Below are 16,789 nucleotides of genomic sequence, written 5' to 3' on the forward strand. Positions count from 1 at the left end.
TGTGTCTGGCGCCGGGAGTCGACGTGATCCGCGCGCCGAACGGTCGACTCCGTGGTGCCCCGTCGCCCGGTACTCGTTAGCATCCGACACGATGTCCGAAACCGTGCCCGACCAGGCGAGACCGATGGGGCGACTCGCTGCGCTGTGCACGGCCGCGTCCTCGGTCGAGTGGTACGACTTCTTCCTCTACGCGACCGCCTCCGCGGTGGTCCTCGGCCCCGCGTTCTTCACCCCGCTCGGGTCCACCGGCCAGGTGCTGGCGAGCTTCGCGACGTTCGCGCTCGCCTTCGTCGCGCGCCCCCTCGGCGGCATCCTCTTCGGGCGCATCGGGGACCGGGCCGGGCGACGGGCCGCGCTGACCGGCTCGACGATCGCGATGGGCGTCGCGTCGGTGCTGCTCGGCCTGCTCCCGAGCTACGGGAGCTGGGGGATCGCCGCGCCGATCATCCTGGTCGTGCTGCGGCTGCTGCAGGGGCTGGCGCTGGGCGGGCAGTGGGCCGGCTCGGTCCTCATGCTCACCGAGGCCGCGCCCCCGGGCCGGCGCGGGCTGTGGGGGAGCATCGCGCAGCTCGGGTCGCCGATCGGCGGGATCGTCTCCAGCGGGCTGTTCTTCCTGGTCTCGGCGCTCATGCCCACCCAGCAGTTCGCGACCTGGGGCTGGCGGATCCCGTTCCTGGCCAGCGTGGTCGTCGTCGTGCTCGGCCTGGTGATGCAGCGGCGTCTGGAGGAGTCGCCGGCGTTCACGGCGCTGTCGAGCGACACCACGACGTGGTCGAAGGGCCCGGCCCGCGCCCCGGTGCTCGAGGTGCTGCGGCGCAACCCCGGCACGATCCTGCTCGCCGCGGCCCTCTTCGTCGCCGCCAGCGCGAGCCTCTGGGTCTACGTCACCTACCTGTTGAGCTACCTGCCCGCCCAGCTCGGTCTGACGAAGACCGGCGCGCTGCTCGTCCTCACCGTCACCCAGGTCTTCCAGGTCCCCGGGATCGTCGGCGGCTCCGTGCTCTCCGACCGGTTCGGACGACGGCCGGTGTACCTGGTCGCCGCGATCGTCTCGCTGGTCTGGGCGTTCCCGGCGTTCGCGCTCATCGACTCCGGCGCGACGTGGGGCCTGTGGCTGGCCCTCGCCGTCGCGCACCTCGCCCTCGGCGCCATGTACGGCCCGCTCGCCGCGCTCTACACCGAGCTGTTCGCCGCGCGGGTCCGCTACAGCGGGGCCTCGCTGGGTTACCAGCTCGGCACCGTCCTCGGCGGCGGCCTCGCGCCGATCATCGCGACGGCGCTGTTCGCCGCCACCGGCACCTCGGCGGCGGTCGCGGGCTACCTCGTCGTCGTCTCGGTGATCACGGTGGTCGCTGCGGCGCTGGTGCGCACCGACCGCTCGCGGCGCCCCCTCGACGAGGACCCGCCCACCGAGTCGTTCGCGATCCCGTCCACCGCCGTCGCCACCCCGCCGGGAGGCACCAGCCGGGTCGGTCCCGGCGCCGCCCGCGCCCCGGACCGGACCGCGGCCGACCGGCCCCGCCGCCGCAGCGTCCGCACCCGCCTCGTCGCGCTCATCGCCGTCCCGACGATCGTCGCCGTCGCGCTCGGCGTCGTCGGGGTGACCGGTGCCGTCCGCTCCGCCGCCGCGTACGGCCGCGTCGCCACGCTGGCCGACCTCGCGGGCGGGATCACCGCCACCGCGGTCGCTCTGGACGAGGAGCAGTCCACCTCGGCGGCCTACGTCGCCTCCGGCCGCTCCCCGGCGCTGCGCACCGCCGTGTCCGACGCCCAGCGCCGCGCGGACCTGGCCACCGCCGACCTGCGCCGCCGCGCCGACGCGGTCACCTCCGACTCGGCGACCGCGGCCTCGACGCGCGCCCGCCTCGACCAGGCCCTCTTCCGCGTCGACAGCCTCCCCGCAGTGCGCGCGGCGGTGCTGTCCAGCCAGGTGCCGGCCGGGGTGGTCGTCACCCGCTACACCGCCGTCGGTGACGACCTGCTCGCCGTCGACGACGAGGTCGCGCAGTCCGGGTCCGACCCGGAGCTCGCCGCGACCGTCCGTGCCCTCGGCGCGCTCTCCCGCGAGCGGGCCGAGCTCGCGACCGAGCGCGCCCAGCTCGGGGCCGCCTATCTCGCCGGCGGGTTCGAGCCCGGCGGCGCCCAGGACCTCGTCGAGGCCGACGCCGCGCGCAGCGGCTACGAGGCGCAGTTCCGGGCGGCGGCCACGGAGGCCCAGGCGCAGTCCTACGACGACGTCGTCGCCGGACCCGACGTCGACCAGACCGAGGGCATCCTCGACGGCGTCCTGCGGCCGGGGGCGACGTCCGCGTCGAGCCCCACGGTGTCGGGCACCGTGCCTGGCGGACCGCCCGCCGCCCAGGCCTGGGACACCGCGTCGTCCGGGGCGCTCGGCTCGCTGCACACCGTCGAGAGCTCGCTGGTGACCGCGGCCCACGACCGCGCGGCGGCGCTGCGCTCGAGTCAGATCACCACCGCCGTCGTCGCCGGCCTGGTCGCCCTGCTCGTCGTGCTGATCGTCCTGGTCGCGACGATCCTCGTGGTCCGGTCGCTCACCCGGCCGCTGCGGGCGCTGCGGCGCGGCGCGCTCGACGTCGCCGACGACCGGCTGCCCACCCTGGTCGGCCGGATGGGACGCGAGGACCCGTCGCGGGTGGGCACCGAGGTCGAGCCCATCGACGTCCGGTCCGACGACGAGATCGGCGAGGTCGCGCGGGCGTTCGACGAGGTCCACCGCGAGGCCGTGCGCCTGGCCGCCGCCGAGGCCCGTCGTCGTGCCGCGACCGGGGCCATCGTCGTGAACCTGTCGCGGCGCACGCAGTCGCTGGTGGAGCGCCAGATCGCGCTGATCGACGACCTCGAGGCCGGCGAGGACGACCCGGACCGCCTCGGTGACCTCTTCCGCCTCGACCACCTCGCGACCCGCATGCGGCGCAACGGCGAGAACCTGCTGGTGCTCGGCGGCGAGGAGCCGCTGCGGCGCTGGAACCGCGTGATGCCGCTGTTCGACGTGCTGCGGGCCGCCGCGTCGGAGGTCGAGCAGTACGAGCGGGTCGAGGTCCGCGCCATCCCCGAGGTGTTCGTCGCCGAGGACACCGTGAGCGACCTGGTGCACCTGCACGCCGAGCTGATCGAGAACGCCACCGCGTTCTCCGCGCGGACCGCGCCGGTGCGGGTCGGGGCCACCGTGCTGCGCGACGGGACGGCGCTCGTCGAGATCTCCGACCGCGGCATCGGGCTCGCCGCGGACGAGCGGGACGCGCTGAACGAGCGGCTCGCCGTCGCCGGGGAGCCCGCCGACCTCGGGGCGGACGCGTCGCGGCGGATGGGCATCGTCGTGGTCGCGCGGCTGGCCGCACGGCGCGGCGTGCGGGTGCGGCTGCGTCCCGGCGACGACGGCGGCACCACGGCGACCGTGTCGGTCCCGGCGCAGCTGTTCGCGGCCGAGGGGCCGCGCGAGGTCGCCTCCGACCGCGGCGCGGGAGGTCGCCCGGCCGCGCCCCCCGCCGCGGTGGCTCCCGACGACGACGGCGCCCCGGGCTGGTTCGGCGGCGCCCCGCTCGCCGCCGCGGGCTCGGCCGGGGCGGCGGCCGCGGGCGGGTCGGGCGCGTCGTCGACCCCGGCGCCGGAAGCTCCGCCGGCCGCTCCGGCCTTCGTCCCCACCGCGGCCGGCACCACCGCCACCGGGTTGCCGCAGCGGGCGCCCGGCGCGAACCAGGTCCCGGTCGGCCCGCCGCCGGACGACGCGCCCGCCCCGCCGCCGAGCCGCTCCGCCCGGCCGGCGCCGCGGCCCGCGCACGCCCGGGCGGACACCACCCGTGACGACGCCCCGGCCTGGGACCGCTCGCCCGCCGCCGTGCGCCACCGCTACGCCGGGGTCGCGCAGGGGCGGGCCCGTGCCCGGGTCGAGCAGACCGGCTCCACCCCGGCCGCCGGGACCCCCCGGGCCGACAACGGAGGCGCCCATCGGGCGGCCACCCGACCGGCACCCGAGCCCGGGCCGACGCCGGCACCCGAGCCGGCTCCGACGCCGCCACCCGAGCCGGCTCCGACGCCCGCACCCACTCTGCGCCCGATGACCGCCCACCCGGCGAGCGGGACCGCCGCCGACCCGGTCGCGAACCCCGTCGCCGACGGGACCACCGCCGACGGGCTGCCCCGCCGCGCGCCGGGCGCCAACTACGTCCCGGGCGCCGCCGACCCCGCGCCGGATCCGGTCACCACCCCGACGACCTCGGGCCCGGCGGGATCCGGCCCGGCCTGGGACCGTTCGGCGGAGGCCGTCCGTGCCCGGTTCGCCGGGTTCCAGGCCGGCCGCGACCGCGCCCGCACCACCAGCACCGTCCACTCCGAGGAGGCCCGACCGTGATGACGAGCGGGGACCAGCACACATCGGCGAGCGATCTCGACTGGCTCGTCACCGACTTCGTCGAGCGCGTCCCCGGCGTCGCGCACGCCGTCGTCGTCTCCTCCGACGGGCTGCCGATCGCGCGCAGCGCCGAGGTCCCCGCCGACCGCGCCGACCAACTCGCCGCCATCACCTCCGGCCTGGCCAGCCTGACCGGCGGGGCCGCCAAGGTGTTCCAGGGCGGGCCGGTCGACCAGACGATCATCGAGATGCGGCACGGCACGTTCCTCGTCACCGCGATCTCCGACGGGTCCTCGCTCGCCGTGCTCGCCGCCCCCGGCTGCGACATGGGGCTGGTCTCGTACGAGATGGCGTTGCTCGTGGATCGCGTCGGACACGGCCTGAGCCCCGCGGCCCGCCCGTGAGCACGCCCCCCGGACCGGAGTCGCGGGACGGCCCGCCGCGGGCGCTGGTCCGGCCCTACACGCTGACCGGCGGTCGCACCGCCGCCGCGGACTCCTGGCCGCCGGAGACGGTGGTGTCCGCGACCGCGCGGGTGCCCTCGCCGCGCACGCCCGCACCGTCCCGTCCCGCCGACGGCCGCGATCTTCCCGACGGCGACCTGCGCCGACTCGCCGACCACGTCCGCGGCCCGGTGTGGCTGCCCGGCGATCCCGGGTTCGCCGAGGAGATCGCGTCGTCGTACTCCAGCGTCGCGCACCGGCCGCGGGTGCTCGTCGGGGCGCGCGACCCGGGCGACGTCGCCGCGGCGGTGTCGTTCGCCGTCGAGCGGGGTCTGCCCGTCGCGGTGCAGGCGACCGGGCACGGCGCGGTCCGCCCCGTCGACGACGGCGTCATGCTCTCCACCCGCCGGATGCGCACGCTGCGCGTCGATCCCGACGCCCGCACGGCCACCGTCGGCGCCGGGGTGGTCTGGAGCGAGGTGATCGCCGCGGCGGCCCGCCACGGCCTCGCGCCGCTGTGCGGCAGCGCGCCCGCCGTCGGCGTCGTCGGGTACACCCTCGGCGGCGGGATCAGCCCGCTCGCGCGGACGTTCGGGTTCACCGCCGACCACGTCGTCGCGGCCGAGGTCGTCACCGCCGACGGTCACGTCCGGCCGGCCGACGAGGCCCACGAGCCCGAGCTCTTCTGGGGGCTGCGCGGCGGCAAGGGCAACCTCGGGGTGGTCACGGCCCTCGTCGTGCGGCTGTTCCCGATCACGAGCCTCGTCGGCGGCGGGCTGTTCTTCGACGGCGACGCCGCGGACGCCGTCCTGCGCGCCTACCCCGGCTGGACCGCCGGGCTCTCCGAGGCGACGACGACGTCGGTGTCGCTCTCGCACCTCGGGCGCCGCAACCGGGCCGGCGGCCGGTCGCCGACGGTGCACCTGCGGTTCGCGCACGTCGGCCCGCCGGAGGCCGCCGCGGAGATCCTCGCGCCGATGCGCGCGCTCGTCCCGGCACTGGACACCGTCGGCGAGCTGCCCTTCGAGGCGATCGGCACCATCCACGACGACCCCACCGAACCCGCCGACGTCTGGAAGCGGGGCCTGCTCCTCGGCGACCTCCCGCCCGGCGTCGTCGAGACCGTGCTGCGCACCGCCGGGCCGGACGCGACGGACCCGGTCGCCGGCATCGAGATCCGGCACCTCGGCGGGGCGATGGCCCGCCGGCCGCAGCCCGACAACGCCGTCGGGGGCCGCGACGCCCGGTACGGGGTGTTCATCGTCGACGCGCACGGCGCTGACGGCGGCGCGCCGGAGCGGGGCCGGCGGCTGGTCGAGGCGCTCGAGCCGCACTCCACCGGCGCCACCGTGAACTTCCTCGGCACCGTCACCGACTCCGACGTCGTCGCGACCGCCTGGACCCGCGAGGACTACCGCCGGCTGCGCGCGCTCAAGGCCCGCGTGGACCCCGACGAGGTGTTCCGGTTCGGCTACGCCGTCCCGGCGCTGGCCGACGACCGCCCCGACGACGACGCGGGCCTCGACACCGGACCGCCCGAGGCCCGGGCCATCCTCGAGGCCGCCCGGCCGTGGCGCTCGCTCGCCGAGATCGCGGCCGGGACGCGGCTGCCGCTCGGCGTCGTGCGCGTCCTCGTCACCGACCTCGCCGACGCGGGCCACGTCCGCGTCCACCGCCCCGGCGCCGGGGCGGACACCGACCAGCTGGAAAGGGCACTGCGTGGACTCCAGCGCCGGATCTGAGACGGCACCCGGCCCGACCGTCACCGCCCTCAAGGTGGTCGTCGCGGGCGCGTTCGGGGTGGGCAAGACGACCTTCGTGGGCTCCGCCTCCGACATCACCCCGCTGCGGACCGAGGAGGTCATGACGGCGGCGAGCGTCGGCGTCGACGACCTCTCCGCGACCCCGGACAAGCGCAGCACCACCGTCGCGATGGACTTCGGCCGCCTCGACCTGGACCCGGGCGACACCGACACCGCCGGGGCGCTGCCGCTCTACCTGTTCGGCACGCCCGGCCAGTACCGGTTCTGGTTCATGTGGGACGAGCTCGTGCGCGGAGCGGTCGGCGCGGTGGTCCTCGTCGACACCCGGCGGCTGCTCGACTCGTTCCCCGTCCTCGACTACCTCGACCGCACCGACCTGCCGATCGTCGTCGCGATCAACGGGTTCGACGGCGAGTTCCCCCACGGCGTCGACGCGGTGCGGGAGGCCCTGGCGCTCCCGACGACGACGCCGGTGGTCACCTGCGACGCCCGCGACCGGGCGTCCGCGACGGGCACGCTCGCGAGCCTCGTCGGGCACGCGCTGACGGTGCGCGGCGGGGCGACGGGGCGGGAGCCACAGCGGGTGGCGTCGTACCGGCGGGATCCCCAGACGACGACGGGAGGTGCGGCCCGATGAACCCCGCGGCGATCATGCTCGACCTGCTGCGCGACGAGGGCGTCGACCGCGTCTTCGGCAACCCCGGCACCACCGAGCTGCCACTGCTGCGGGAGCTCGCCGGGACGTCGGATCCGTCCTACGTGCTCGCGCTGCAGGAGTTCTCCGCGGTATCGGCCGCCGACGGGTACGCGCGCGGCACCGGGCGCCCGGCGTTCGTGTCGGTGCACGCGGTGCCCGGGGTCTCCAACGCGCTGATCGGGCTGAACAACGCGCGGCGGTCCCGGACGCCGCTGGTGGTCACCGCCGGGCAGCAGGACCAGCGCTTCCTGCGCGACGAGCCGATGCTCGGCGGCGACCTGGTGGGCCTGGCCAGCTCGGCGTGCCTGTCCGCCGAGGAGATCCACACCCCCGGCGATCTGCTGCCGCTGCTGCGCCGCGCGTTCGCGCGGGTGCGCCGCCAGCCGTCGGGGCCCGCGTTCCTGTCGATCCCGATGAACCTGCTGGGCGGCGACGGCTGGTCGGACGAGCTCGCGCTGCCGGCCCGGATCCCCGTGCCCGACGTCGGAGCCGCGACGACGATCGACGAGGCCGCGGCGGTGCTGGCTTCCGCCGAGCGGCCCGCGATCCTGGCCGGCGACCGCGTCGGGGCGACCGGGGCGATCGCGGAGCTGACCGCGGTGGCCGAGGCCCTGGGCGCGACCGTCTACCCGCAGCCGCAGTACGAGTACGTCGACGCCGACTCCGAGCACCCGCTGACCGCGCCGTCGCCGTTCTTCACCGGCACCGAGATCGCCAAGGCGCTGGCCGGCCATGACGTGCTGCTGGTCGCGGGCGCGGCGATCCGGCCGCAGACGTGGACCGCTGACCGCCCGATGCCCGACGGGATGCGGGTGGTCCAGCTCGACGACGACCCGGGCGAGCTCGGACGGTCGTACCCCGTCGAGGTCGCGATGGCCGGGGCGATCGGGCCGTCGTTGGCGGCGCTGGCGTCGGCGCTGACTCCCGGGTCGCAGTCTCGTCGGGAGACCGTCGAGCGCCGGGCCGGGCGGACCGCGGAGGCGCTGGTGGCGGAGCGGACGGCCTGGCGGGAGCGGGCGCGGGCCGGGCTGTCGGGGGCGGGGCCGATCGAGTCGGCGAGCGCCGCGCAGGCCGTGGCGGACGCGCTGGCGCCGGGGAGCGTCGTCGTCGAGGAGGCACCCACGAGCGGTCCCGACCTGCGGCGCGCGCTGGTCCAGCGCGCGGCCGGGGACTACCACAACTCGTCGGGCAACGGCGGGCTCGGCTGGGGCGCCGGGGCGGCGGTCGGGCTGGCGCTGGCGCATCCGTCGCGGCCGGTCGTCGGGTTCCTCGGCGACGGGTCGGCGATGTTCGGCGTGCAGGGGCTCTGGACCGCCGCGCGCGTCGGCGCGCCGGTGACCTACGTCGTCGTCGACAACGGCGGGTACCGGGCGGTCAGCGACGCGCTGCCGCCGGGCTTCGCCGGGACGAGGCTGGGCGGCGTGGACTGGGCCGGGCTGGCGGAGTCGATGGGGCTGCGCGGCACGCGGGTCGAGCGCGGCGAGGAGATCGGGCCCGCGGTGGCGGCCGCGCAGCGCAGTGGCGAGCCGTCGCTCGTCGTCGTACCCATTGCCGGGGGCCAGGCATGAGGCGCGCGCTGCTCGGTCTGGTGGCCGTCCTGGTGCTGGCGAGCGGATGTGCGTCGAGCGCGCCGTCCGCGGCACCGGAGCGCACGAAGATCACCGTGACGAGCCTGCCGATCGTCGACGTCGCGCCCCTCTACCTCGCCCAGCAGAACGGCTTCTTCCGCGACGCCGGGCTCGACGTGACGATCAAGCCGCTGAGCTCCTCGCCGCAGGGCCTCGCGGGGCTCGCCGACGGCAGCATCGACATCGTCGCGGGCGCCAACTACGTCAGCTACCTGGAGGAACAGGCGCGCGGGAACGCCGACCTGCGGGTGGTCGCCGAGGCGGCGCTAGCGTCGCCGGGGCTGGACCAGGTGGTCGCGTCGCCGCGGTCGGGGATCCGGGACGCCTCGCAGCTGGCCGGGCGCACGATCGCGGTCAACACCCCGCCGCCGAACATCCAGACCCTCGCGCTGGACCGGGTGCTCGCCGCGCGCGGCGTCGACCCCCGGACCGTGCGCTACGTGCCGATGCCGTTCGCGCAGGCCGTCACGGCGCTGGGCAACGGGTCGCTGGACGCGGCGTGGCTGGTGGAACCGTTCGTCACCCAGGCCGAGCAGGCGGTGGGCGCGCTGCCGGTGATCGACCCCGCGAGCGGACCGACCGCCGCGCTCCCGCTCGACGGCTACTTCACCACCTCACGGTTCGCCGAGCAGTTCCCGCACACGGTCGACGCGTTCCGGTCGGCGCTGGCGCGGGGTGCGGCGCTCGCGGCCAACTCCCGCGCGACGACGGCGGCGCTGCCCGGGTTCGCCCCGGTCGACGCGCCGACCGCCACGCTCATCACCCTGCCGAACTATCCGACGACGGTGGAGGCGGCGCGGATCCAGCGCGTCGCCGACCTCATGACCCAGGCCGGCATGATCGACCGTCGCCTCGACGTGGCGTCGCTGATCGCGGGGGGCTCCCCTTCATGACCGAACCCGAACCGCACCACCGGGAGCCTCTGCCCGGGGAGGTGCGCTCGTCGCGGGACCCGTGGGCGGACGGCCCGCTGCCCGGTCTGGTGTTCGACGACGTCACCGGGCGGGTGATCCGGGCCGACGCGGTCTCCGAGGAGACGGGGACGCCGGTGCCGGCGAGCGAGGCGCCGTCGTCGGAACCCGGGCCGTCGTCGGCGGACGCCGGTCCGTCGTCGTCGGGGGTGCCCGGACCGGCGCACGTCCCGGACCGGGGCCCGTCGCGGGACGACCGTCGTCGTGACGGGCGCGCGATGGTGCCGCTGCTGGCGCGGGCGCTCGCCTCGCAGCTCGAGCAGGTCGCGACCGACGACGAGACGACGCCCGACGGCTGGTGGTTCACGCCGGACACCGACCGCTGACGTCGGCGAGCGTGCGGCCATGGCTCCGGTCACACTCCGAGGGGTGGACGGGATGCCGTGCTGGGCCGACCTCGCGCTCGCCGGGGACACGGACGCGGTCACGGCGTTCTACGGCGCGGTGCTCGGCTGGACGTTCACCGACGACGGCGCGGCCGAGCACCACGAGGCGGTGGCGCTGGCCGGTGAGCGGCGCGTCGCGGGTCTCGGCGCGCCGGACGGCAGTCCGCCCGGCTGGACGCTCTACCTCGGCGTCGAGGACGCGGCGGACGTCGCGGAGCGCCTCGAGGAGGCCGGCGGCATGCTGCTCCACGGTCCCGACGACGACGGGTGCGGCGGCCTCGTCGTCGTCGCCCTCGATGCTGGCGGGGCGACGGTCGGGCTCTGGGAGTCCGACGCGCCCGGGGCGGCGCCCGCCTGGGTGGAGGCCGCGTCCGCGGATCCCGGGCTGACGAAGACGTTCTACGGCACCGTCCTCGGGCTCACCCACGAGCCGACCGACGAGCCCGGCACGACGACGCTGCACCGTGACGGCCCGGCGCTCGGTGCGGTCGTGTTCGCCGGGGACGCGCTGCCGCACTGGCTCGTGCACTTCGGGGTGTCGGACGTCGACGACGCCGTGGCTGCTGCCGGGTCGTCGGGCGGGCTGGTCCTCGAGGGCCCGGGGGAGGGGTTGGGCGGGCGGCGGACGGTGCTCGCGGACCCGTCGGGGGCGCGGTTCGCGGTGATCACGCGGACCTGAGCGCGTTCCGGCGGTGGGCGCCCTTGGCTCGTCTATTCGAGCGAAGGTGCCCTTCGGTCGGAAGGGGGCCGGGCCGTCAGCTGATCAGCTCGTCCAGCAGCAGGTAGATGAGGAACCCGACGAAGAAGCCGACCGACCCGAGCGCCGTCTCACCCTGCTCGTGCGCCTCGACCAGCAGTTCCTCGGTCGCGAGGTACATGAACGCGACCGCCCCGAACGCGAGCACCCCGGCCAGGAGCTGCGGCGACACTCCAGCCAGCAGCACCGCGCCCACCGCCGTCCCGGCCACGGTGAGCAGGGACAGCGCGGCCGGGGCGGTCGCGGTGAGCGTCCGGGAGGCGGCCCCGGACATCGTCCCCGAGAGCGAGAGCCCGACGAAGAGGTACTCGACGGCGAGGGCGATCGAGAGCAGCACACCCGTCGTCGAACCCGCGGCGAAGCCGGCGCCCAGGACGAGCCCGTCGACGGCGAAGTCGACGCCGGTCGCCACCGCGAGCCCGATCGGCAGCGCGGGCCCGTCGGGGTGACGGCGACGCTCCAGCGCCGTCGACAGCGCCCGGAACGCGAACATCACGACGATCCCGGCGGCGAACCCGGCGATCGCGACCCACGGCTGCTGGCGGAGCACGCCGGGCAGCAGCTCGATCGCCGCCGCCGCGAACACCACCCCGGCCGCGAAGTGCTGGATCCCGCTGGTCACGCGTCGGCCGGGCGGTCGGATCGCCGCGACGACGCCCGAGACGCCGGCCGCCGCGACCGGGATCAGCGAGAACAGGACCGCGCGCAGGAGCACCCGGGCACCCTAGGTGCGCTTCGCGCCCGTGAGCACTAATTGACGTCAGGGCATCAATTAGTGCTCACGAGCGCGTCAGCGCACCTATCGCCACGACGGCAGCCACAGCTCCGCGTTCCAGCGCGCGGCCGTGATCGAGGCGCCGACGAGGATCGGCCACAGCCACGCGAAGTTCGCCACGACGAGCCCCACGTACAGCGCGACCACCATGCGGCCGGTCGCGCGCCGCTCCGGCCCGGACGTGCGCCGCCCCAGGACCTCGCCCAGCACCAGGGTCACCGCCAGCACGAGGAACGGGATCACCGGCGTCATGTAGAAGAAGTACATCTGCCGGTCGATGTCGGTGAACCACGGCAGGATGCCCGCGCCGTAGCCGACCAGGACGGCCGCGTAGCGCCAGTCGCGCTTGGTGATCCAGCGCCACACGCCCCAGCCGAGCACCGGGAACGCGGTCCACCACAGCGCGGGCGTGCCGATGGCCATCACCGCGCCGACGCAGTCGTTCGTCCCGCAGCCGGGCGCCGACGCCCCGGACTCGTAGTAGTAGAGCATCGGGCGCAGCCCCATCGGCCACGTCCAGGGCTTCGACTCCCACGGGTGCGGGTTGCCGCGCGGCGTGAACAGCGTCGCGTGGAACTCCAGCACCTTCGACTGGAAGTACGCCATGCCGCGGATCCAGTCCGGGAGCCAGTCGGGCAGCAGCGCGACGAGGGCCACCGTGTCGCCCTTGGCGGCCGGGACGTGGCGGTCGGTGCCGGTCTCCGAGGCGATCCAGGGCAGCCAGCTCGCGACGTAGACGAGCAGCGGGATGACGAAGAACGCCCAGACCAGCGGCACGACGTCGCGCACCAGCGACCCGACCCACGGGCGCGCGACCCCCGCCGCTCGCCGGGCGGCGATGTCGAACCCGATCGTCAGCGCGCCGAAGAAGAGGACGTAGTAGAGCCCGGACCACTTGCTCGCCAGCGAGAGCCCGATGCACAGCCCGGCGGCGAACCGCCACCAGCGCACCCCGAGCCGCGGCCCGAACGGGGTGTCGAGGATCCGGCCCTCGGCGACGACGAGCGCCATCCGGCTCCGGACGTCGTCGCGGTCGACGAGGATCGCGGCGAAGGCCCCGAGCACGAACACCGTCGGGTAGATGTCGACCATCCCGACGCGGCTCGACACCTGCGAGAGCCCGTCGCAGATCAGGAGCACGCCCGCGACGCCGCCGAGCAGCGTCGAGCGGGTGAGCCGGCGCGCGATGCGGATGACCAGCAGCACGCACACCGTCCCGGCGAGCGCGGACATCACGCGCCAGCCGACCGGGTCGTAACCGAACACCCACTGCCCGACCGCCATCAGCTGCTTGGACAGCGGCGGGTGCACGACGAGCTCGTAGCCCGGGTTGTCCTCGTACCCGCCGTTGCGCAGCGCCTGCCACGTCTGCGGCACGTAGTGCTTCTCGTCGAAGACCGGGGTGCCGTTGTCGGAGGGCCAGCCGAGGTCCCAGAGCCGGACCACGCCGGCGATCAGGGTGAGGACGAGCGTGACGCTCCAGCCGCGCAGCCGGTCGGTGGGCATCGGGCGCCCGAGCAGGCTCTCGACGCCACGCGGTCCGGGGGCGAGGACGCCGCGCGGGTCCGCTGCCGAAGGCGTCGCGGGCCGTTCGAGGGTGCTGCCGGCCGTCACGGGGGCCGATCGTACGGGCCGCGCGTGCGCCGGCGGTGACGGCGCGAACCGGGACCGTGAGCGCTCAAGGTGAACGGGACGCCCAGGCCCAATCTTGTCGCGGGTCTACTGCGCCGATGGGTCCACCGTGTCGTTGTGATTCAGTGCGACAACCCGACGGTGATCCAAGGGAAGACCGCGACGAGCGCTCCGCGCCCGGCCGGACCGCGAGCGCGCACCCCTGATCTAGTGTCGGTCGCCGTGATGGGCGTCCTGCTGCTGGCCGCGACCCCCCTCGGCGACCCCGGTGACGCGTCCGCCCGGCTGCGGGACGCGCTGGCGACGGCGGACGTCGTCGCCGCCGAGGACACCCGCCGGCTGGCACGCCTCACGTCCGCCCTCGGGGTGACGGTGACGGGCACCGTCGTGAGCTTCTACGAGGACGTCGAGCGGGCGCGGATCCCGCGGCTGCTCGAGGAGCTGCGCGGTGGCGCGACGGTGCTCGTGGTCTCCGATGCCGGGATGCCCGCGGTGTCCGACCCCGGCTACCGGCTGGTGGCCGCGTGCGTCGAGGACGGTCTCACCGTGCGCTGCCTGCCCGGTCCCTCGGCGGTGCTCGCCGCGCTGGCCGTCTCCGGGCTGCCCACCGACCGGTTCTGCTTCGAGGGGTTCGCCCCGCGCGCGGACGGCAAGCGCCGCTCGTGGTTCGCCGAGCTCGCGACGGAGCAGCGCACGACGGTGTTCTTCGAGTCGCCCCGCCGGCTCGCGTCGCTGCTGGCGGTGGCCGTCGACGTGCTCGGGGCCGACCGGCCCGCCGTCGTGTGCCGCGAGCTCACCAAGACCCACGAGGAGGTCGTCCGTGGCGGGCTCGGCGAGCTGGCGGCGTGGGCGCGGGAGCGCGACGTGCTCGGGGAGGTGACCGTCGTGCTCGGCGGCGCGGTCCTCGTCGCGCCGGAGCCGGAGGAGCTCGCCGACGAGGTGCTCGCGCTCGTCGCCGGCGGGCAGCGCCTCAAGGACGCCGCCCGCGCGGTGGCGAGCGAGCGCGGGGTGTCGACCAACGCGCTCTACGACGCGGCGGTGCGGCTCCGCCGCATGTGAACAGATGTGGTCGTCCAGGCGACCACATCTGTTCACATGCGCAGCACGAGCTTCCCGCTCACGGCGCCGGTGCGGTTGTCCTCCTGCGCCTTGCCCGCCTCGTCGAGGGAGTACACGACGGTCTCCGGCGCGCTGTAGCGCCCGGCCGCGACCTGCCCGACGAACTCCGCGAGCGCACCGTCGATCCCGCCGCCCGAGGAGAACTGCACGCCGTACTCCTCGGCCTGCGGGTCGGCGATCGTGATCACGCGGTCGGCGGACCCGGTGAGCGCGACGAGGTCGCCCAGCGATCCCTTGCCCGCGGTGTCGAACGCGGCGTCGACGTGGTCGGTGATCGCCCGGATCCGGTCGGCCAGCCCGTCGCCGTACACCACCGGGGTGGCGCCGAGGGCCTTGACGTCGCCCTGGTGGCGCTCGCTCGCGGTGCCGATCACGGTGATGCCGCGGTCCACCGCGACCTGCGTCGCCACGACCCCGACACCCCCGGACGCCCCGTTGATCACCAGGACCTTGCCGGCGGTGTCGTCGTCCGCGCCGAGCCCGAGCTGGGCCAGCACGCGGTAGGCGGTGTTCACGACGACGGCGACCGACCCCGCGATCTCCCAGCTCACCCCGGCGGGCTTGGCCACCAGCCCCTTCGCGTCCGCGAGGGCCTTCTCGGCGTAGGCGCCGCCGCTGGCGTTGCCGAGCACCTCGTCGCCGACGCCGAGCCCGGTCACCCCCTCACCGACGGCCTCGACGGTGCCCGCCAGGTCGACCCCGGGGACCACCGGCTTCTCCGGCGCGTCCGACGGCGCCATGCCGCCGCCCCGGAGCTTCCAGTCGATCGGGTTGATCGAGGCGACGCGGACGGCCAGGCGGACCTGACCGGGGCCCGGCTGCGGGTCCTCGCGCTCCACGATCTCCAGCACTTCCGGCCCGCCGTAGCGGGCGTACTGCACGGCTCGCGATGTCATGGCTGGGGCAACGCGTTGCCATGTGCACGAATTTCGTCGCCAGGACGACGAAATCCACTCACATGGCTCGGAGAGCCACCGTCGCCCCGAGCTCCCAGGCCGCCTCACGCTCCGCGGTCCCGACGGAGCCGGTGGTCTCGACGACGGCCGCGGCCTGTTCCCAGCCGAGCGCCCCGGTGATGCGCAGGACGTCGCGGACGGCCCCCGCGACGTCGTCGCCGCCGTGCACGTACAGCCCGAACGGCAGCCCGCCGGTGTCCTGCAGGCTCGGGTAGTAGATCTGGTCGAAGAAGTGCTTGAGCGCCCCGGACATCGTCCCGATGTTCGCCGGGGTGCCGAGCACGACGGCGTCGGCGGCCAGGACGTCCGCCGCCCCGGCGCTCAGCGCGGGCCGCGTCGTCACCTCGACCGGCTCGGGCAGCTCGTCGGTCCCCGCGCCCTCCAGGACCGCCTCGAGCAGTTCCTGGCACGACGGCGAGGGGGTGTGGTGGACCACCAGCAGGCCGGTCACGTCGTCACCGCCGCCGTCACGAGCTCCCGCAGCAGCTCACCGGTGCGCTCGGCCGCGGCGTGCACGGCATCGAGGACCGCGAGGTGGTCGATGCCCTCCTCGGTGGTCCCGGCCGCGGGGTTGCTGACCAGCGCGATCCCGGCCACCCGGGCCCCGGCCGCCCGCGCCGCGATCGTCTCCAGCACCGTCGACATCCCGACGAGGTCCGCGCCCAGCGTGCGCAGCATCCGGATCTCTGCGGGCGTCTCGAAGTGGGGGCCGGGCAGGCCCGCGTAGACGCCCTCGACGAGGCTCGGGTCGAGCCGGCGGGCGGCGGCGCGCAGGGCCGGGTCGTAGGCGTCGGTGAGGTCGACGAACGCCGGCCCGACCAGGGGGGAGCGGCCGGTGAGGTTGAGGTGGTCGCTGATGAGCACCGGCTGCCCGACGGCGTAGGACGGGTCGATCCCGCCGGCGGCGTTGGTGAGCACGACGGTGCCGGCGCCCGCCGCGCAGGCCGTCCGGACCGCGTGCACCGCCTGCGCCTCGCCGTGCCCCTCGTAGACGTGGGTGCGCCCGAGCAGGACCAGCACGCGGTGGCCGGCCACGGTCACCGAGCGGGCGGTGCCACGGTGGTCCGGGGCGCCGAGCGGGGTGAAGCCCGGCAGCTCCGCGACCGGGACCTCCGCGTCCGCGGGCCCGATCCCGTCGGCCGCCGGTCCCCAGCCGGAGCCCAGGACGACGGCGACGTCGTGCCCCTCGACCCCGGTGCGCCGGGCCAGCTCGGCCGCGGCGGCGCGGGCGGCCCCGTCGGGGTCGGTGCGGGGACTCGTGACGGGTTCGGCGCTCATCGGTCGATCACCCTA

The 16,789-nt window shown here is 75.9% G+C and carries 14 protein-coding genes; 9 read left to right on the forward strand and 5 right to left on the reverse strand.

All coding sequences use genetic code 11. The annotated features are described in order from the left end of the window. Positions 1-91: 91 nt before the first annotated feature. From LQ327_RS28845 to LQ327_RS28880, 8 genes are read left to right on the forward strand one after another with little or no spacing between them, the layout of a single operon-like run. Positions 92-4,369, forward strand: coding sequence for an MFS transporter (locus LQ327_RS28845; protein ID WP_230739412.1), 4,278 nt, complete (start codon positions 92-94; stop codon positions 4,367-4,369). Then, positions 4,369-4,773: a roadblock/LC7 domain-containing protein gene (locus tag LQ327_RS28850; protein WP_230739414.1), complete on the forward strand. Its 405-nt coding sequence runs from the start codon at positions 4,369-4,371 to the stop codon at positions 4,771-4,773. Before LQ327_RS28845 ends, LQ327_RS28850 begins: the two co-directional genes overlap by 1 nt. Further along, positions 4,770-6,554 (forward strand): FAD-binding protein, encoded by a 1,785-nt coding sequence (locus tag LQ327_RS28855; protein ID WP_230739416.1) that lies wholly within the window; start codon positions 4,770-4,772, stop codon positions 6,552-6,554. The genes LQ327_RS28850 and LQ327_RS28855 overlap by 4 nt, the downstream gene beginning before the upstream one ends. Continuing rightward, complete coding sequence (locus tag LQ327_RS28860) at positions 6,532-7,212, forward strand: GTP-binding protein (RefSeq protein WP_230739418.1); 681 nt, start codon at positions 6,532-6,534, stop codon at positions 7,210-7,212. The genes LQ327_RS28855 and LQ327_RS28860 overlap by 23 nt, the downstream gene beginning before the upstream one ends. After that, positions 7,209-8,840, forward strand: a complete 1,632-nt coding sequence (locus LQ327_RS28865) for a thiamine pyrophosphate-binding protein (RefSeq protein ID WP_230739420.1) — start codon at positions 7,209-7,211, stop codon at positions 8,838-8,840. Before LQ327_RS28860 ends, LQ327_RS28865 begins: the two co-directional genes overlap by 4 nt. Continuing rightward, complete coding sequence (locus LQ327_RS28870; protein WP_230739422.1) at positions 8,837-9,793, forward strand: ABC transporter substrate-binding protein; 957 nt, start codon at positions 8,837-8,839, stop codon at positions 9,791-9,793. Before LQ327_RS28865 ends, LQ327_RS28870 begins: the two co-directional genes overlap by 4 nt. Then, positions 9,790-10,197 (forward strand): hypothetical protein, encoded by a 408-nt coding sequence (locus LQ327_RS28875; protein ID WP_230739424.1) that lies wholly within the window; start codon positions 9,790-9,792, stop codon positions 10,195-10,197. The genes LQ327_RS28870 and LQ327_RS28875 overlap by 4 nt, the downstream gene beginning before the upstream one ends. A gap of 52 nt (positions 10,198-10,249) precedes the next feature. Next, on the forward strand, positions 10,250-10,936 hold the full coding sequence (locus LQ327_RS28880; RefSeq protein ID WP_230739775.1) for a VOC family protein: 687 nt from the start codon (positions 10,250-10,252) through the stop codon (positions 10,934-10,936). Positions 10,937-11,012: 76 nt separating this feature from the next. Here LQ327_RS28880 and LQ327_RS28885 read toward each other — a convergent pair whose 3' ends face one another. Both LQ327_RS28885 and LQ327_RS28890 read right to left on the reverse strand, forming a co-directional pair. Beyond that, entirely contained in the window at positions 11,013-11,729 is a 717-nt protein-coding gene (locus LQ327_RS28885; protein ID WP_230739426.1) for a ZIP family metal transporter, read from the reverse strand. Positions 11,730-11,813: 84 nt separating this feature from the next. Continuing rightward, on the reverse strand, positions 11,814-13,295 hold the full coding sequence (locus LQ327_RS28890) for a dolichyl-phosphate-mannose--protein mannosyltransferase (RefSeq protein ID WP_230739777.1): 1,482 nt from the start codon (positions 13,293-13,295) through the stop codon (positions 11,814-11,816). A 351-nt stretch (positions 13,296-13,646) separates the two neighbouring features. Here LQ327_RS28890 and rsmI point away from each other — a divergent pair, with 351 nt between their 5' ends. After that, the gene (gene rsmI / locus LQ327_RS28895) at positions 13,647-14,480 is read left to right on the forward strand and encodes a 16S rRNA (cytidine(1402)-2'-O)-methyltransferase (protein WP_230739779.1); all 834 of its coding nucleotides are present in this window, start codon (positions 13,647-13,649) and stop codon (positions 14,478-14,480) included. Between the two features lie 32 nt (positions 14,481-14,512). Here rsmI and LQ327_RS28900 read toward each other — a convergent pair whose 3' ends face one another. The 3 genes from LQ327_RS28900 to LQ327_RS28910 all read right to left on the reverse strand — a co-directional run bounded on the left by LQ327_RS28900 (position 14,513) and on the right by LQ327_RS28910 (position 16,774). Then, positions 14,513-15,421 carry an NADP-dependent oxidoreductase gene (locus LQ327_RS28900; protein WP_230739429.1) on the reverse strand — a complete coding sequence of 303 codons (909 nt, stop codon included), beginning with the start codon at positions 15,419-15,421 and terminating at the stop codon, positions 14,513-14,515. Between the two features lie 73 nt (positions 15,422-15,494). Beyond that, complete coding sequence (locus LQ327_RS28905) at positions 15,495-15,947, reverse strand: NAD(P)H-dependent oxidoreductase (protein ID WP_230739431.1); 453 nt, start codon at positions 15,945-15,947, stop codon at positions 15,495-15,497. Next, the gene (locus LQ327_RS28910; protein WP_230739433.1) at positions 15,944-16,774 is read right to left on the reverse strand and encodes a purine-nucleoside phosphorylase; all 831 of its coding nucleotides are present in this window, start codon (positions 16,772-16,774) and stop codon (positions 15,944-15,946) included. The genes LQ327_RS28905 and LQ327_RS28910 overlap by 4 nt, the downstream gene beginning before the upstream one ends. Positions 16,775-16,789 lie beyond the last annotated feature (15 nt).

Origin of the sequence: Actinomycetospora endophytica, assembly GCF_021026375.1 — a bacterium.
GTDB lineage: Bacteria > Actinomycetota > Actinomycetes > Mycobacteriales > Pseudonocardiaceae > Actinomycetospora > Actinomycetospora endophytica.